A 16789-nucleotide genomic window follows, 5' to 3' on the forward strand; every position below is an offset into this window, starting at 1 on the left:
CGCGTCGCCGTCAAGGCGCGCCCTGTGTTGCCAATTCCTTCTCGGGCACGCCCTCAGCGAAGCGCACCGGCTTCAATGCCGGGCCTTCGGCATCCTTGACGAGATGGATGACGCGGGAAAACAGCGCGCCATTGCGCGGCGTGCGGCCGATCTTGATAACCGCCGTTTCCCTGAGGTCGGTTTCGAAGATCGATAGCGCGCGCTTCAGCGCGTCGCTGTCCATCGTCTCCAGTGCTTCATCAATGATCACCCAGCGCGGCCGTTGCAGGAGTATCCGGGCAAAAGCCAGGAGGCGCTGGTCGTCGTCGCTGAGCTCGCGCTCCCACCGGGCTTCCTGGTCGAGGGATGTCGCCAGGTGGTCGAGGCCGACTTTCGTCAGCGCGGCGACGATCTCCGAATCGGCAAAGCCGTTGGAGTGAGGATAGGCAAGCGCATTGCGCAACCGACCCCGCGGGAAATAGGGCGCGCGTGGAATGAAGGCGACGGAATCGTCGACGGGCAAACCGACGCGTCCGCCGCCCCAGGGCCAGAGACCGGCGAGGGCACGGAAGAGCAATGTCTTGCCGGCGCGTGGATCGCCGCTGATGATGACGCGCTGTCCGGCGCCGATCTCGATATGGGGCTCGGCGAGCCTCGTCCGGCCCGACGGGGAAACCACTTCGAGATTGTCGAAGGTCAGGCTGGCTCTGTCGTTCTCGACGAATTCTATCCGCTTTTCCCGGTCGTGCAGCGTGTCCGCCACAATGAGCGCGCGCCGGAATGCGGCAACCCGCAACAGTGTCGCGCGCCAGTCGGCGATCGCACCGATATTGGCCACGAACCATTTGAGCGAAGAGTGCACCTGGTTGAAGGCGCCGACGGCCATCATTAGACCGCCGAAGCTGATATTTCCCGCGAAATAGACGGGTGCGGCGATCAGGATCGGTGCGACGACCGTCACCCAGCCATAGCCGTCCTGCACCCAGGCAAGATTGATCTGGGCGCGATAAATGTTGCGCACGGACCCGAGCACGGAGGAAAGATCGAGTTCCAGACGTCTGCGTTCTCCGTCTTCACCGCCCGCCAGCGATATGGCGTCGATATGCTCGTTGACATGCATCATCGAGAATCGCAGATCCGCCTCTCGGGCATAGCGCTCGCCGTTCAGGCCGACGAGCGGCCGCGCGACCAGCCAGCTCACGCAGGAGGCGGAGCCGGCGTAGAGGATCGCCGCCCAAACCATATAGCCGGGGATCTCCAGTGATCTGTCGCCGATCTGGAAGGCGAATCCGGCTGAGAGCGACCAGAGTACGCCCACGAAGGAGGCGAGCAGGATCGACGATTGCACGAGGCCGAAGCCGAGATCGGTGGTAAGGTCGGCCAGGTGGCCGGCATCCTCCTGCATCCTCTGGTCCGGATTGACGCCAATCGCGCCGCCATTCGCGAGTCGAAAGGCACGGCGCGGCCGCATCCACTGACCGATCAGATCCAATGTCAGTCCTTCACGCAGTTTCAGCCGCACCATCTGGTTGAGCCACTGTTGGGTGACATTGAATATCAAGAGAACGCCGGCGATGACGACGAACAGCAGCAGCTGATAAAAAAAGGCGTTGAGATCGCGCCGCTCGATCGAGTCGAAGAACGGTCGGTACCAGCGGTTGAGAATGATCTGACCGATCGCGGTGACGATGATGACAGCGAGGCTGCCAGTGGTCAGCCACAGGATCGGCTTCAGAAGCGGCGAGGCGACGAAGGCACGCCGCATCATGTCGAACTGCTGCCAGATACTGCTGCCCTCGGGTGGTGCGGCCGGCGATCGGGGCGCGGTCTTCTTGCCGGTCGGTTTCTTCATCGTCAGTTCCTCCCTTCGAAGGGCACAGCCTGTCGGGCCTATCCCGACGGTCGGTACACCGCGCTCATCGGCAAGCACGACGCATCAACAGACGGTTCAGGGTTTTTGCGATCTCGGTCGGTCCTGCAGGAGATGCAGGCTCGCGGCGATACCGAATCAACGAGGTCGATGCCCCGCTCCAGGATCGGCGGCAATTGCTCGTCCTGTAAAAGTCGGAACGGTCGGAGACTGCCGTTGCTAGGACCGCATTCGGGGGCGGGCGGCAGCCCGGGAAAGGCAAGTATACGACTGAATATCCGTAAATGCTGAAATGCAGCCAAATCAGTAACAACCATGTCGCCAGTGTACGGGCAACCGGCCCTCATGGAAACAGGTTTTGATATCAATTGGGGACGCGCAAGGCCGCTGCCGTGATCGCCTTACGAGCGCAATCGTCGCGGTGCGGCGTATTTCGGCTTGTTCATGTTACAACATTGACATAAAACGTTACCGCTTGTCCCAAGGCGCGTGTCACCCGCACTCAACCGCGAATTCGCATAGAATTTAATGCCTAGAGAAGGAGACATTTATGTCCATTTCACCCTCCAGCATTGGCCACAAGCACGCCTCTGCCATAGTCGGCGGCGATATCGCCGCTCGCGTCAGGGCCGCTCGTGAGGCCGTCGGCTACAGTATCGAAGATCTTGCCGTCACCTGTGGTCTCGCCAATGCTGAAATCAGCGAAATTGAAAGCGGCATGGATAATAGTCCGGCAAAACTGAAGCGAATCGCCATAGCCCTTCAGGTGCCGATTTCGGACTTCCTGCCCGGCGAAATCTGATTGAACGACCGGCCGGCGAGATGCGTCGGCCGGGTCGCCCTCCGTTCCCCAATTCTTCTGAGATCGCTCATCGCCTCCGGCTAATGCAGGTGCCGGAGTTTGTCGGGGTTGCGCACGACATAGATCGCGGCGACTCTTCCGTTTTCGATTTCGAGTGCGGTCGTCTGGAGTTCGCCGTCGGCTTCGAGCGTGACGAAGCCCGGCAGACCATTGACGAAGCCGGCGCGAACGAGTTTCGAGCCGTTCTTGCGGAACAATCCCGCCAGATATTCGTGCACCTTCATCACCGCATCATACCCGATGATCGGCCGTATGGCCGCCGACCGCTTGCCGCCGCCGTCGGAATGGAGGCTGACATCGGCCGCCAGCATGGTGCCGAGCGCCTTCATGTCGCCGCTGCGCGATGCGTCGAAGAATGCCTTCGCCAGCTCGAGGCCGCGCTCCTTCTCGACCCGAAAGCGCGGCCGCGCCTCGCGGACATGGGTGCGCGCGCGGGCGGCGAGTTGCCGGCAGGCGGCCGGATCGCGCTTTATGGTCGTCGCGACCTCCTCGAAAGCCAGTCCGAACACGTCATGCAGCAAAAAGGCGGCGCGCTCGAGCGGCGAGAGGCGCTCCAGCGCCAGCATCAGCGGCAAGGTGACGTCCTCCTCTTCCTCCTCTTCCACGACAGGATCGGGGAGCCAGGGCCCCACATAGGTCTCGCGCTGGCGCCGGGCCGATTTCAGCTGATCGAGGCACAGCCGCGTCACGGTGCGACGCAGGAACGCCTCGGGCTCCCTGACCGCGGCGCGGTTGGCCCCCATCCAGCGGATGAAGGCCTCCTGCAGCACGTCCTCGGCATCGGCAACGGAGCCCAGCATACGATAGGCAACGCGCATCAGCTTCGGACGCAGCGGGTCGAAACCCGCCGCTGCATCTTCGTGCCCGGTGACGGCCATCAGGCGACCGCCTTGGCAGCGGCCGCTGCCGCGGCCGGATCGACCCATAGGCCGAAGCCGACCGCGAGGCGGTTCCAGCCGTTGATGACATTGACCATCAGCGTGAGCTTCACCTGCTCCTCCTCCGTGAAGTGAGCCTGCAGGGCCTGGTAGGCGCTTTCATGCACATGTCCTTCCGACAGCCGCGTCAGCGCCTCGGTCCAGCCGAGCGCGGCCCGTTCGCGATCCGTATAGCACGGCGCCTCGCGCCAGGCCGACAGCAGATAGATCCGCTGCTCGGTCTCGCCCTTCGCGCGCGCTTCCGCCGTATGCATGTTGATGCAGTTGGCGCAGGCATTGATCTGCGATGCGCGGATCTTGACGAGTTCGATCAGGCTGGCCTCGAGGCTCGAAGCGACGGCGAGCGAGGTGCTCATCCAGTTCTTCATGAGGGCGGGGGCGGCGGCGAAAGGATCAAGTTTGGCAGTCATGATGGCTTCCTCTTGTTGGTTACCACATCATGACGAGACGGGACCCTGCAAGTGTGACATGGACGCCGACTTTTTTATCTCCCATTGACGGCCTTAGACGTCGAAAAGCGTTAAGGCCATGGGATCGCTCGGATCCCATGGCCTTTGGCACTGGTTCGACAGGGGCGTCTATTCCGGCATATGGCCGTCGGCCAGCCGTCAAAACTCCTCCCAGTCCTCCGCCGCGGCTGCGGCCGTCGCCTTGCCGCCAAAGGCGCCGGCGATCTTCCGGCCGAGGGCGCGGGCAGGAGACGCGACCGGCTTGCTGTCCGGTGTTGCTGCACGGGCTGTCTGCGCGGGAGCCGAGAGCTGGGCGGCGGCGTCGAGCCGGAACTGACCGACGAGGTCGCGCAGTTTCGACGCTTCCTGCGCCAGCGAGACGGCAGCGGCGCTGGACTGCTCCACCATCGCCGCATTCTGCTGCGTCGTCTGGTCCATCTGGTTGACGGCGGTGTTGATTTCGGCAAGCCCGGTCGACTGTTCCCTGGCCGAGATTGCGATTGCTTCCATATGGGCATTGATCTCTACGATGAAGCCGCCGATCGTTTTCAATGCCTCGCCCGTGTCGCGCACCAGCTTGACGCCGCTCCCGACATCGGCGGAGGAGTTCTGGATCAGGCCCTTGATCTCCTTGGCGGCTTGGGCCGAGCGTTGGGCGAGTTCCCGCACTTCCTGGGCGACGACCGCGAAGCCCTTGCCGGCCTCGCCGGCGCGGGCGGCTTCGACGCCGGCATTCAGCGCCAGGAGGTTGGTCTGGAAGGCGATCTCGTCGATCACCCCGATTATGTTGGAGATCTGCTGCGAGCTCTCCTCGATTTTCTTCATCGCCCCTTCTGCCTGGGAAACGACCTCGGCCGAATGAACCGCCGAGTGATTGGCCCGGCTGGCGACGGTGCGGGCTTCCTCGGTACGCTTGGTCGAGTTGCCGACGTTCGCTGTGATCTGGTCCAGGGCCGCGGCGGTTTCTTCCAGCGAGGCGGCCTGCTGCTCGGTGCGCTGGGAAAGATCGTTCGCACCCGACGAAATCTCCCTCGTGCCATTGTCCATGCTGTGCACCGAGACGGCGACGGCACTGATGGTGCGGCTCAGTTGATCGACCGTCGCGTTGAAATCGGCGCGAAGGGGCTCGTATTCGGCCGCGAAAGGCTGCATTGATCCGGCAGGCGAGGTCGCCATGGGCGAGCCGCTTCAATGCGTCGCCAAGCGTCGACGTCGCGAGACGCAATTGCTCCGCCTCGCGAGCGGTCCGCTCCTGCTCCGCCTGACGGTTGCGCTCGGCCGTGGCCCGCATCTCCTCGGACTGGCCCTCCAGTTCGCGAGCCTTGAGGCCATTGTCCTTGAAGACCTGAACGGCCGCGGCCATCTTGCCGATCTCGTCGCGGCGCTCGGTTCCCTCGACGTCAACGCCGAGATTGCCGCCGGCGAGAACCGCCATCAGGTCGCGAAGGGCGTTGATCGGTTTCACGATCCACGAATTTACAGCAAAATAGGAGGCTGTCAGAACAAGGGCGAGCCCACCGAACAGGATCAGGAGCGTATTGTTGCTGGTTGATGTCGAAACGATCGTGAGGTCGTCGCTGGCCTTGAGTGCGGCCTGCTCCAAAGTCCGTGTCTCGGTGACGATTTGCTCGGCCAGTTGTGGAAAGCCGGGTTGGCATTCGGTCGCGAATGTCTTGACCGCCGACATCGTTTCTATTGCATTCGTCGTTTTCGATCCTTGATCGAGGGCTCGTGCGCACTGCTTTTCAAGGATGTCCAGACCAGCCTGCTTGAATTCCGGGATATGTTTATTCTCGGGACTTGCCTGCGCGGCGACGTCCATCAGTTCCGAGAAAGTCTGCTTGGCCCCGGCCAGTTCGGAGTTGGCTTGCTCGACCGCCTTGGGATCGGTCAGCATGATGCTGTCGGCAATCGCTGCTCGGGCTCGCTGCAAGGCCCGGCCCGCCGAGGCCATGTTTTGCGCTGCGCGAACCTGCTCGACGAGCAAATTCGAATAGCCGCCGTCAATCTTCATGATCTGTATTGAGGCGTAGAAGCCGGTGCCTAACGAAAACAAACCGAAGGCGCCGAGGATGACCAGCATCTTGAGAATAGTCGACCAATTTTTCATTGCCTTGTCCTGAGCACGAATGAGAGAGGTTGGAGAGGCCCCTCAAATCATTCGAGCGGCAGGAGTCGCGAGAGGCTGCCTGAGGCAGCATTGGCGCCACGTTTCTGCATCAAGAGGTTGCGAAGATTAATGAAGCTTCACAGCTTTACCGAGAAGGCAGCGAAACCCTCGCGAATTGGATAGGAATGCGGAAATCGGATAGCTCCCTGTCTTGCCCCGCCGCCTGCAGTGGCGGGGCAGTGTCTCCGAGCGCTCGGGCGGCTCACTGCGATTTTTGCGGGTCGTCAGCCGGATTGACATACTTGATGCCCCACGGACCGTTGGTGGTAATCTGCACCACGGTCTCTTCATCGAAATAGGCAAAATGGGCCATGTTGGGCGGCAAGGCGAAGAAACTGCCTGCCGGCAATGCCTTGGCGGCACTCCGATCGGCCGTTTCGCCCATTCCCAGATTAATGGTCCCTGATATGACCGTGACCACTTCGTCCGCCGGATGCGTGTGCGGTGCGACCACATAGCCGGACGGGGCCTTCAGCCGAAGGGCGAACAAGCCTTCCTTGCTGGGATCGCCGAACAGGACTGCAATTTCTGCTCCGGCGGGCAATATCTTTGGCGCCGGCGCCCACTTGACATCACCGGGAGCGATCATTGTGTGCGCATCCTCTGCCGAGGCAAAGGTGACGATCCCGAAGAATACGGGCAATCCGACTGCACATATCGATGCGATTTTCATGATGGGACCTCCCTCTGGCGCAGCCGCCTCGGCTGGGCGCCGGGGCGGGCTCGCGAAACGTTTGAGGGTAAGCCCGCAGGCACCCTCCGGGCAAGCGTTCCCGATCATCGAGGAACCTTGCGCAAACGCCAGTCCGTCGCCTAACCTGTAGTAAGCGGCAGGCGTTGTGTTTACAGACACGACAAATAGGGATATCTATTATCCGTAATAACTGTCGATCAGCATCGACCCGGTAATTTCCGATGATCCTGAAAAGTCAAGTGGAATGGGCACTGCATTGTTGCGCCATTCTCGCCGGCCTGCCCAAGGGCCGCTATCTGTCGACCAAGGCACTTGCCGAATTCCATGGGGTCCCGAAGGAATACCTATCCAAGGCGCTGCAAAGCCTGTCGCAGGCCGGGCTTGTGCATACGACGCTCGGACCTTCGGGCGGCTACCGTCTGGCCAGGACACCGGACGAGCTGACGTTCCTTGATATCGTCGAGGCGGTGGAGGGCAAGGCACGCACCTTCGTCTGCAACAATATCCGCGCCAACAACCCGTGCCGCCCGCAAGGCTATTGCGAAAGCGCCCCTTGCGCGGTGGCGCGCGTGATGTGGGAGGCAGACGAAGCATGGCGCGAAAAGCTCCGAAGCGTGCAGCTGTCGGATCTCATCGACACCTTGGCGAAGGAGGTTCCGGCGGAGCTTTGGAAAAAAAGCTTCGAGTGGGTTCTAGAGCGTGCCGGTTGAGCGCGAACCCATGACGGCCTGCGGTTCTTTGTCCGGCGAAGTGAGCGCGTAGAGATAACTCTGGGGCGGCAGTGCGAAGGAGAGGCCACTTTCCTTGCAGTGACGGTCGACCTGATCGATGACTTCGTTTCTCGCCGCCGTTCGGTTGGCCGGACCAGCTACGCGAAACAGCAGCTCCGCTTCGATCGCCACAGCGTCGATTGCCTTGAGACCGACGCTGGGCGGCGGGTCCTGGACGATCCGCTGGCAGTCTTCGAGCGCGGTTCGCAGCACCTCCTCGACAAAGTGCGGCACATGCGTTGCCGCGATACGGACGGTCACGAAGATCTGATGCGTCTCGTCCGGGCGGCTGAGGTTGGTCAATCCAACCTTCGCCAGCGCGCTGTTCGGCAGGACGATGACATTGTTGGCGAGCGTGAGCAGATGGGTGGAACGCCAATTGTTTTCGACGACACGCCCTTCGGTTCCGTCGTCGAGCTGTATCCAGTCGCCAATGGCGAAGGGACGGCCAAGCGTCAGTGCGACGCCGGAGAACAGGTCGCCAAGCGTATTCTGCAGGGCAAGGCGAGGATAATGGCGACTACGCCGGAGGTTGCCGTCAGCGTGCCGATCGGCGCACCGAAGACGAAGCCCATGATGGACAGTGCCACACCCAGATAGACGATGCCGATGATCAGGTCCTGAAACAGGCGCGCTTCCCGCGGCCTGCGGTCGAGCACGATGTAGATGCGCACGAATCCGATGGTCGCCCAGGCGAGATGCGTCCACCAGAGAACTCTTGCAGACGTTGCCAGGAATGCAGCGAGCCCGTTCAGATGTGCCTCGTCCACCCGGTGCGGCTGGATCCCGCTGAAGCCGAGTGTGGCGGTCATGGCGGTGAAAAACAGAATCTGGACGATCAACCGCGCGGTCGGACGCCCGCGCCCCTGCAGATGCCACACGACAATGCCGGCAATCCCAAGCAGATTGATCAGCAGGAACGGCAGAGAAAGAGGATCGGCGAACATGGCGGGCTCACTTGCAAGGATGTCCGGATCAAAAGCGGGGCCGGATGCGCCGCATGCGGCCCCACTTCAAGTCATTTCTCGATCGGGAAGGTCAACTCCTTCTGAGCGGTATCGACGACGAAGACCGCCAGCAGTTTGGCCGGCTTTGTCTCGCTGCCGTTTGCGCTCACGTCGTGACGGTCGCCGGGCATCTCAGAAAAACTCTCACCTGCCTGGTAGACCTTGGCCGGTCCGCCATTCACCTGGCTGCGGATGGATCCTTCGAGAACCGTTGCGTAGATGAAGGCGGAGCTCGGATGGGTGTGGGCTTCGGAAAACCCGCCGGGACCATATTCGACCAGAACGCCCCTGATGCTCTTGCCCGGAACGTTCGGCAATTGATGCTCATAGACGAGCGTAACCTTGTTGGCCTTGCCGGCGGGAGTGTCGTGGGCCGCGGCAGACCCGGAAATCACTGCCGTGGCTGTCACGGCGGCGACGATCGACTTCATCATCTCAAAGCTCCTGCATGGGTTTGACAGTGCGCCGGGGGGGGGCACGGCGCACCGGCATCCGGTCATTTCCGTGCCGAGGTTGCGAACCAATGTTCGAAATTGATCCGGCCAAGACGCGGATTGTTGTCGGAAACGAGCGAGCCGTCCTCCAGTCGGGCTCCGAAGTAGCGTGCCTCGGGATCCGGCGTGACCTTACGGGCGTCGCCACTTGCCTTGAGATAGCGACCGACGAGGTCGCTCAGCCGCGACCGCTCGGGGCCGGCAATCTCAATCGTGCCGTTGACCGGCCGAGCAAGGGCAACGTCCGCCATGGCATCGGCGACGTCGTCGGAGGCGATCGGTTGCACATAGGCTGGCGACAGATGCACCGTGTCGCCGACGGTGCCGGACTGGGCGATACCGCCGAGGAACTCCATGAACTGAGTCGAGTGAACGATCGTGTAGGGAACGCCTGAACCCTTGATCAGCCGTTCCTGAGCAAGCTTGGCGCGGAAATAGCCGCTCTCCTGCAGGCGTTCCGTACCGACAACCGAAAGCGCGATGTGGTGCTTGACCCCGGCCGCTTTTTCCGCCGCAAGCAGATTGCGGCTAGACGTCTCGAAGAACTCCATCACCGCCTCGTCTTCGAAAGACGGCGAGTTTGCGAGGTCGATCACCACGTCGGTGCCCGCAAGCGCTTCGGCAAGTCCTTCGCCGGTGATGGTGTTGACGCCCGTGTTTGGAGAGGCGGCGATCACCTCATGACCCTGCTTGCGCAGGCGCTCGACTGTCTTCGAACCGATGAGGCCGGTTCCCCCTATGATGACGATTTTCATAAAAACACCTCCGTTGCGGCAGCATTCGCGCCGCGTTGCTAGACGGGTCAGCGAAGGGCACAGAGTTAGTTCAGGCCGGCCTTGTCGAGACCGTAGAGCTTGTCGGCGGAACCGGGCACGTTCTTGAAGGAGATGCTGGCGCGATTCCATGCATTGATGACCATGATCGAGAACGTCAGGTCCGAGATTTCCTTCTCTGAAAGCTGGCCGCGCACCCGCTCATAGAGTTCGTCGGGGATGCCGCCTTCGGGCAGCCTCGTTACGGCTTCGGTCCAGGCAAGTGCGGCGCGCTCGCGGGGGATGAAAAGGTTCGACTCGCGCCAGATTGCAATGTGGTATAGACGCAACTCGCTTTCGCCGTGAATTTTAGCTTCCTTCACATGCATGTCGAGGCAAAATCCGCAGCCGTTGATCTGCGATGCGCGGATATTGACGAGATCTCGGATCGTCTGATCGATGACGCTGTCTTTCAGGGTTATGCTGAGTTCCGAAAGCTTCTTGAAAAGCTCCGGCGATTGCTGGGCGTAGTTCAGGCGCTGGGTCATTGTTCTCTCCTCAATCAAGGATACCTGATATCCTTATGGATAGAAAATATCCGTAATATCTGGACAGTAAAGCCCTCGCCCCCTAAGCTGCCGACATAAGGCTTATGCGGGAAAGTATGGGGACGAGGATGGACATCGTATCCGCACTGCGAACCTTCCTCCGGGTCGCCGAGACTGGCTCGTTTTCCGCAGCCGCGGTCGACCTTAATCTGACGCAGCCGGCCGTCTCCCGGCAGGTGTCGGCACTGGAAGCGCATTTGAACACTCGCCTTCTGCACCGCACGACAAGCGCAGTCGCCCTGACGGCCGAAGGCGAGCAGATCATTCCGATGGCGCTCAAGGTGGTCGAGGCGGTGGACGCGCTCGGCGACACCACCGGTGCCGATGGAACGATGGCTTCTGGCAAGGTACGGCTCACACTACCCGCGCCGCTCGGGCTTTATGTGAGCGACCGCCTCGCGAGCCTTATTGCCGGCCATCCCGGGCTCGCCGTCGAAATGATCTTCCGAGAGGAGCCGTCGGATCTGGTCGGGGAAGGGATTGATCTCCAGGTGCGCCTGGGGCCGGTCACGGACAGCAGCCTGGTGTGCCGCCGGATCGGCTGGACGACTGCCTTCCTCGTCGCAGCGCCCACCTACCTGGAAGGCCGAACGGGACCGCAATCGCCAGGCGATCTCACCGCCCATGAATGCATCTGCTACCGCCGGGCCGGCGACGGTCGTACCTGGTCGTTTTCCAACGGGGCGGACGAGATTGCCGTACGGATTGCACCTCGGTTGATCGCCAACAATGCAGTGGCCGTCCATCGCGCGACGCTGGCCGGCAGCGGCCTTGCGGTGCTTTCCCATATCCTCGCTTGCCCGGACATCGAGGCGGGCAGGTTGGTGAATGTGATGCCGGAGTTCCCGCCGACTCGCCTGCCGATCAATGTCGTCTATCCATCGCGCCGCAACATGCCGCTGCGCGTCAGGACCGTCCTCGACTTCCTGATCGAGGCCGTCCGCCAAGATCCGTTGATGGTGTCCTGATTCGCCCGCGTGAGTGCGGGCCTCCATCGCCCTGCGTCCAGGCCGAAGACGCGGCAGGGGGCAGGCCAAATGAACGGTGGGAGTGGCGCGCCACACCCACGTTTTCGTGGTCTTCGAGACAGGCTTCGACGGGGCTCTATTGCGCCGCGATGTCGTTCGCTGTCGGCAGGCCATCGTTCGCGCCCGCTTTGACAAGCCCTTCGCGAATGTGCTGCGTGTCGGCTTCCTGAGCGTAGTGCAAGGTGGCGAGGAAGGATTCGAGGCCAAAGTCGGGGGCGAGCGCCTGGACCTTTTTCATATGCGCAGACGCGGCAATGTCGTCGCCGAGCCAGCCGTAGCAGGCGGCAACGAAAGCGTGCTGCACGTGGTCCATTGCCGAAAGGTGCATGAATGCCTCGATTGCTTCGCCATATTGCCGGGCCGCGAAAAACGCCTTTCCGAGGTGGCTCCAGAACCGTTCCGGATGATGGGGATTGAGCCGCATTGCCTTGCGGATCCACTCGACCCCTTCTTCCGGTCGGCCGAGCCAGGTCAAGAGTTCGCCCTGCTGGACCACCACTAGATCGTAGTTGGGATTGAGCGAAAGGGCGCGCTCCTGGTGATAGCGGGCCGCCGTCAACGCGTTGTTGTTGACGTTCACCGCCGCGAGGATGCGGTGCACGTCGGCGTCGTTGTCGTCAAGCGCCAGCGCGCGTTCGAGTTCGGTCACGATTTCGGTCCAGGTCGCGTCCTTGTCCTCGCACCAGCCGTAAACCCAGGCCTGTCCGAGAATGCAGGCTCGCCAGGCATGGGCATGCGCATAGCCGGGGTCGAGCTCGAGTGCCCTGTCTATCAGGGCTCGGGCCTGCTCATTATCCGCAATCGTGCCGCGGTGATGCAGCACCTTGGCCGTAAGCGCGCATTCATAGGCAGCCATGTTCGCCGGCTTCGTGCGGGCGAGTTGATCTCGCTGGGCCGCCTCGACACGCCCGGGCAGCGTCGCGGCTATTGCCGCCGTCACCTCATCCTGGATGGCGAATATGTCGTCCAATCTTCGGTCGTATTTGTCGGCCCAGACATGGGCATCGTTGATCGCGTCGATGAGCTGGACCGTCACGCGCACTCTGTCGCCGATCTTGCGGACGCTGCCTTCCACCAGATATTGCGCTCCAAGCTTCTCGGCCACCTCCCGCGCGTTCACAGGCTGGTTCTTGTAGACGAAGCTCGAGTTGCGGGAGATGACGAAAAGCTCGTGGCGGCGCGACAGCTCGGTAATGATGTCCTCCGTCAGACCGTCCGCGAAAAACTCCTGTTCTGGGTCGCCGCTCATATTGTCGAAGGGCAGCACGACGATCGCGGGCTTTGAGACCGCTCGCTTCGTATCCTTCTCTTCCGGCGGGGCCGGCAGGACGGAGCCCTCGATGCCGACCCGAAAGAGATGCACGGGACGAGTGATGTTCTTCAGCGTCTTCTCGCCCAGGTCATCGAGAGAGACTTCGAGGCGGTCGGCAATCTGCGTTGCCACCGCAGCGGTGACGCAGATGCCACCCACATCGGCGAGCTGTTCGATACGGGCGGCGATGTTCACGCCATCGCCGAAGATGTCGTCGTCGTCGAAGATGATATCACCGAGATTGATGCCGATCCTGAATTCGATCCGGCGATCCTGGGGCACGTCCGAATTGCGCCGCTTCATCCGCTGCTGGATTTCCACGGCGCATTTCACCGCGTCGGTCACGCTCTGGAATTCGACCAGCATGCCATCTCCCGTCGTTTTGATGATCCGGCCTTCGTTCTTGGCGATGGCGGGGTCGATCAATTCTATACGGTGCGTCCTGAGGCGGGCGATCGTTCCTGCTTCATCGGCTTCCATCAGCCGACTATAGCCTGCCATATCGGCCGCCAGGATTGCGGCTAGTCTCTGTTTCATCGAGTTGCCACCGATGATCTGCTCGGGGGGCGATTCTAGCGCAGCCCGGTGCGATCGACTACCTTGAATTAGCGCTTTCTTAAGGTGCCCAGCGAAGAGCCGATCGCGAGTTGCCTGGTTGTCGCCTACATCGCCCTGCCGTCCAGGCCGAAGACGTGACAGCGGGCGGGATCGAAATAGACCGAAAGATTGGCGCCGCGCTCCACCTTTTGCTGACCTTCGAGCGCGATGGTCAGCTGCTGGCTGTCGGGAGTGATGCCGTAGAGCATGGTCTCGCCGCCGAGATTCTCGACAAGCTCGACATTGACGGCCGCAAGCGCGATGCCGCTGTCGCGGGCCGAGAGATGCTCGGGGCGGATGCCGAAAGTGACTTCCTGCCCTTCTGTTGCGCCGTTGAGGCGGCGCGGCAGGCGGATCGTGCCGCCGCAGACTTCGATTGCCGTTTCGTTTTCGCTGACGCCGCCGATCCGCGCCTTGAGGAAATTCATTTTCGGGCTGCCGATGAAGCCGGCGACGAAGCGGTTGACCGGGTTGTTGTAGAGATCGAGCGGCGCGCCGACCTGCTCGATGCGGCCGGAATTCAGGACGACGATCTTGTCGGCCATGGTCATCGCTTCCACCTGGTCGTGGGTCACGTAGATCATCGTGTTGCCGAGATCGCGGTGGAGCCGGGAGATCTCGACGCGCATCTGGACGCGCAGTTCCGCATCGAGGTTGGAAAGCGGCTCGTCGAACAGGAAGATGCGCGGTTCCCGCACGATCGCCCGGCCGATGGCGACGCGCTGGCGCTGGCCGCCCGATAGCGCCTTCGGCTTGCGGTCGAGGAGCTTCTGGATCTGCAGGATCTCGGCGGCCCGGCGCACCTTCGGCTCGATGTCGGCCTTCCTGTAGCCCGCCGTTTCGAGGCCGAAGGCAAGATTCTTGTAGACCGACATATGCGGGTAGAGCGCATAGGACTGGAACACCATGGCGATGCCGCGCTTGGCCGGCGCCACCTCGTTCATCCGGTCGTTGTCGAGCATCAGCGTGCCGCCGGAAATCTCCTCAAGCCCGGCGATCATCCGAAGCAAGGTGGACTTGCCACAGCCGGACGGACCGACGAAAACGGCGAATTCGCCGGGATCGATGGTGAGGTCGATGCCGTGAATCACGTCGAGCGCGCCATAGCGTTTCTCGACCTTCTGAAGAACGACGCTGGTTGCCATTTCCAATTCCTCCCCTGCGCCTATCGCGTATTGGCGCGCCAATCGGCGTATTTCGGGCTGTCCGGGCCGATCGGCAGTGAAATCTCACGCCCGGTATCCGCCGACTGGTAGATCGCCGTCACCAGTTCCAGCGCCCGCCGAGCATCCTTCGTCGTCACCGGCAGCGGGGCCGCTCCGTTCAAATGGGCGTGGAAATGCGCCATCTGGGTGGTGAAGCGCGGCGACACCGGCTGCCAATTGCCGATCACCTCGTCTATCTGAGATTGGACCGCCTCATTGGCCGCGATGATCTTCCAGGGATCCTTGCCCGGCGTATAGGGTTCATGGCTGCTCTCGAAGGTGACATTCTCGAAATGCAGCCTGAGCCGGCTGATCTGCTCCTGCGACCCGAGCGTGCAGGACAGCGACACGAAGGCGCCGTTCTGCATCAGCAGGCTCGCCGAGGCGCAATCCTCGACCTCGATGTCGTTGACGCGGGTCGCGACTCGGCCGAACACCTTGGAGACCGGACCGAGGAGATGCAGCAGCATGTCATGCAAATGCAGCGCATGGGTGACCAGCACGCCGCCGAGCTCGGTCGCCCATTTGCCGCGCCAGGGGACGGAATAATATTCAGGCTTGCGCAGCCAGTACGTCTCGACCGAACCTACATAGGGCTTGCCGGCAATCCCGGCCTCGATGATACGCTTTGCCTTCTCGATGCCGTCGCCATAGCGATACTGGAAGATTGGCATCAGCACGCCCCGGGCGCGTTTTTCCGCTTCGATGATCTTGTCGACGCCGGCGAGCGAGCCGGTCAGCGGTTTCTCGCAGATGACGTGCTTGCCGGCGGCAAGCGCCGCGATCACCTGCTCGAGATGGATGCCGGGCGGCGTGCAGATGTCGACGATGTCGATCGTCTCATCGGCAAGCACGTCCTCGAAGGAGGTGGTGCGGCTCTCGATGCCGAATTCGTTGCCGAATTCGTTGAGGCGCTCTTCGTTGAGATCGCAGATCGCCTGGACGCGGAACTTGTCCGGATGCGGCAGGTAACCCTCGATCATGTGCAACCGGCCGATGCCGCAGCCGATGATGGCGACTGTCTTTACGCTCATGTCAGTTCTTTTCCCGGTTCTGTTCGGCGATCGCCTGGGCGCGAAGCGCAAGTTCCATGGCCTTGAAGCAGCGTTGCTGCGGCATGGCGGTTTCGGTTCGGTCGCGGATGTCGTCGAGCAGCTGGCGGCCGAAGGGAAGCTCGACTGCCGAGCAGTCGATGTGCTCCACACCATAGCGACCTGCGAGGAAGAGGTGGTTGCCGCCTTCGCGACCGGCGAGGTCGACAGTCTTGCGCACCTCGATCGTTCCGGTCGTGCCGACGATGAAGAGCCGGCCGTCGCCCCAGGTCGGCATGCCGTCCGGGGTCAGCCAGTTCACATGGATCATGCCGGTGGCCTCGGCGGTCGAAAGATGAATGTTGCCGGTATCCTGCAGCTCGGGCTCGTCGGGGACGCTTCGGTTGTCGACGCTCGCCGAAAGGATGGCCGCGTCGTCGGCGCCGGTGAAGAACAGGAACTGCTCGCACTGATGCGAGGCGATGTCGGTGAGGATGCCGCCATATTCTGAGCGGCGGAAGAACCAGTCCGGGCGCGTATCGCGCCGCAGCCGGTGCGGTCCGAGGCCGACGAGGTGCACGACATCGCCGATGGCGCCGGCGGCGATCAGCTCGCCGGCCTTGACCGTCGCCGGGCTTTCGAAATGCTCCGAATAGAGGATCGAGTAGATCCGTCCGGTCTCCGCCTGGACCCGGCGCACCTTGGCGAGCTGCTCGAGGCTCGTCATCCCCGGCTTGTCGGTCAGCACGTCCTTGCCGTGCTGCATGGCGCGGATCGCCAGTTCCGCCCGCTCGGCGGAGACCGCCGCCGTGGTGATGAGGCCGATGCTCTCATCCTCGAGGATTTGGGGGAGCGTCGCGATGCGCGGCGCATCCTTGTAGACGCCGGCAAATTCCGCCGCCAGCGCATCGTCCGGCTCGTGGAAGCCGACGAGGTGGGCGCCGGCGCGCAGCAGGCAATTCACCTGGCCGTAGATATGATTGTGGTTGAGGCCGACGGCGGCGAAACGCAATTCGATCATGT

At 62.2% G+C, this 16789-nt stretch carries 14 protein-coding genes and 2 pseudogenes; 3 read left to right on the forward strand and 13 right to left on the reverse strand.

Annotation, left to right across the window (positions count from 1 at the left end; translation table 11 throughout):
- Positions 1 to 10: 10 nt before the first annotated feature.
- On the reverse strand, positions 11 to 1831 hold the full coding sequence (locus CO656_RS11910) for an ABC transporter ATP-binding protein/permease (RefSeq protein ID WP_037419417.1): 1821 nt from the start codon (positions 1829 to 1831) through the stop codon (positions 11 to 13).
- A gap of 568 nt (positions 1832 to 2399) precedes the next feature.
- On the opposite strand from CO656_RS11910, the gene CO656_RS11915 reads away from it, so the two are divergent.
- A complete protein-coding gene (locus CO656_RS11915) occupies positions 2400 to 2651 on the forward strand; it encodes a helix-turn-helix transcriptional regulator (protein ID WP_037419419.1) in 252 nt (83 codons plus the stop codon).
- 80 nt (positions 2652 to 2731) lie between these two features.
- Here CO656_RS11915 and CO656_RS11920 read toward each other — a convergent pair whose 3' ends face one another.
- The 4 genes and pseudogenes from CO656_RS11920 to CO656_RS11935 all read right to left on the reverse strand — a co-directional run bounded on the left by CO656_RS11920 (position 2732) and on the right by CO656_RS11935 (position 6941).
- Entirely contained in the window at positions 2732 to 3589 is an 858-nt protein-coding gene (locus CO656_RS11920) for a sigma-70 family RNA polymerase sigma factor (protein ID WP_037419423.1), read from the reverse strand.
- Positions 3589 to 4059: a carboxymuconolactone decarboxylase family protein gene (locus tag CO656_RS11925; protein WP_097525899.1), complete on the reverse strand. Its 471-nt coding sequence runs from the start codon at positions 4057 to 4059 to the stop codon at positions 3589 to 3591. The genes CO656_RS11920 and CO656_RS11925 overlap by 1 nt, the downstream gene beginning before the upstream one ends.
- Positions 4060 to 4257: 198 nt before the next feature.
- Positions 4258 to 6208, reverse strand: a pseudogene (locus CO656_RS11930) (methyl-accepting chemotaxis protein).
- Positions 6209 to 6470: 262 nt separating this feature from the next.
- A complete protein-coding gene (locus tag CO656_RS11935) occupies positions 6471 to 6941 on the reverse strand; it encodes a cupin domain-containing protein (RefSeq protein WP_037419431.1) in 471 nt (156 codons plus the stop codon).
- A gap of 242 nt (positions 6942 to 7183) precedes the next feature.
- Here CO656_RS11935 and CO656_RS11940 point away from each other — a divergent pair, with 242 nt between their 5' ends.
- Complete coding sequence (locus CO656_RS11940; protein WP_037380395.1) at positions 7184 to 7672, forward strand: Rrf2 family transcriptional regulator; 489 nt, start codon at positions 7184 to 7186, stop codon at positions 7670 to 7672.
- On the opposite strand, the pseudogene CO656_RS11945 reads toward CO656_RS11940, so the two are convergent.
- The 4 genes and pseudogenes from CO656_RS11945 to CO656_RS11960 form a co-directional block, all read right to left on the reverse strand.
- Positions 7655 to 8679: pseudogene (locus tag CO656_RS11945) on the reverse strand (mechanosensitive ion channel family protein). The gene CO656_RS11940 and the pseudogene CO656_RS11945 overlap by 18 nt on opposite strands.
- Positions 8680 to 8750: 71 nt before the next feature.
- A complete protein-coding gene (locus tag CO656_RS11950; protein ID WP_097525900.1) occupies positions 8751 to 9173 on the reverse strand; it encodes a cupin domain-containing protein in 423 nt (140 codons plus the stop codon).
- Positions 9174 to 9235: 62 nt separating this feature from the next.
- Positions 9236 to 9988, reverse strand: coding sequence for an SDR family oxidoreductase (locus CO656_RS11955; protein WP_037419443.1), 753 nt, complete (start codon positions 9986 to 9988; stop codon positions 9236 to 9238).
- Between the two features lie 65 nt (positions 9989 to 10053).
- Positions 10054 to 10533, reverse strand: coding sequence for a carboxymuconolactone decarboxylase family protein (locus CO656_RS11960; RefSeq protein WP_097525901.1), 480 nt, complete (start codon positions 10531 to 10533; stop codon positions 10054 to 10056).
- 128 nt (positions 10534 to 10661) lie between these two features.
- Here CO656_RS11960 and CO656_RS11965 point away from each other — a divergent pair, with 128 nt between their 5' ends.
- Positions 10662 to 11561 (forward strand): LysR family transcriptional regulator, encoded by a 900-nt coding sequence (locus CO656_RS11965; RefSeq protein WP_097525902.1) that lies wholly within the window; start codon positions 10662 to 10664, stop codon positions 11559 to 11561.
- Between the two features lie 136 nt (positions 11562 to 11697).
- Here the strand turns inward: CO656_RS11965 and CO656_RS11970 are convergent, their stop codons facing one another.
- The 4 genes from CO656_RS11970 to CO656_RS11985 form a co-directional block, all read right to left on the reverse strand.
- A complete protein-coding gene (locus CO656_RS11970) occupies positions 11698 to 13470 on the reverse strand; it encodes an adenylate/guanylate cyclase domain-containing protein (RefSeq protein WP_097525903.1) in 1773 nt (590 codons plus the stop codon).
- 125 nt (positions 13471 to 13595) lie between these two features.
- Positions 13596 to 14675: a sn-glycerol-3-phosphate ABC transporter ATP-binding protein UgpC gene (gene ugpC, locus CO656_RS11975; protein WP_097525904.1), complete on the reverse strand. Its 1080-nt coding sequence runs from the start codon at positions 14673 to 14675 to the stop codon at positions 13596 to 13598.
- A gap of 20 nt (positions 14676 to 14695) precedes the next feature.
- A complete protein-coding gene (locus CO656_RS11980) occupies positions 14696 to 15769 on the reverse strand; it encodes a Gfo/Idh/MocA family oxidoreductase (protein WP_037419457.1) in 1074 nt (357 codons plus the stop codon).
- 1 nt (position 15770) lies between these two features.
- Positions 15771 to 16787 (reverse strand): Gfo/Idh/MocA family oxidoreductase, encoded by a 1017-nt coding sequence (locus tag CO656_RS11985; RefSeq protein WP_097525905.1) that lies wholly within the window; start codon positions 16785 to 16787, stop codon positions 15771 to 15773.
- Positions 16788 to 16789 lie beyond the last annotated feature (2 nt).

Source organism: Sinorhizobium sp. FG01 (assembly GCF_002531875.1).
GTDB lineage: Bacteria > Pseudomonadota > Alphaproteobacteria > Rhizobiales > Rhizobiaceae > Sinorhizobium > Sinorhizobium fredii_C.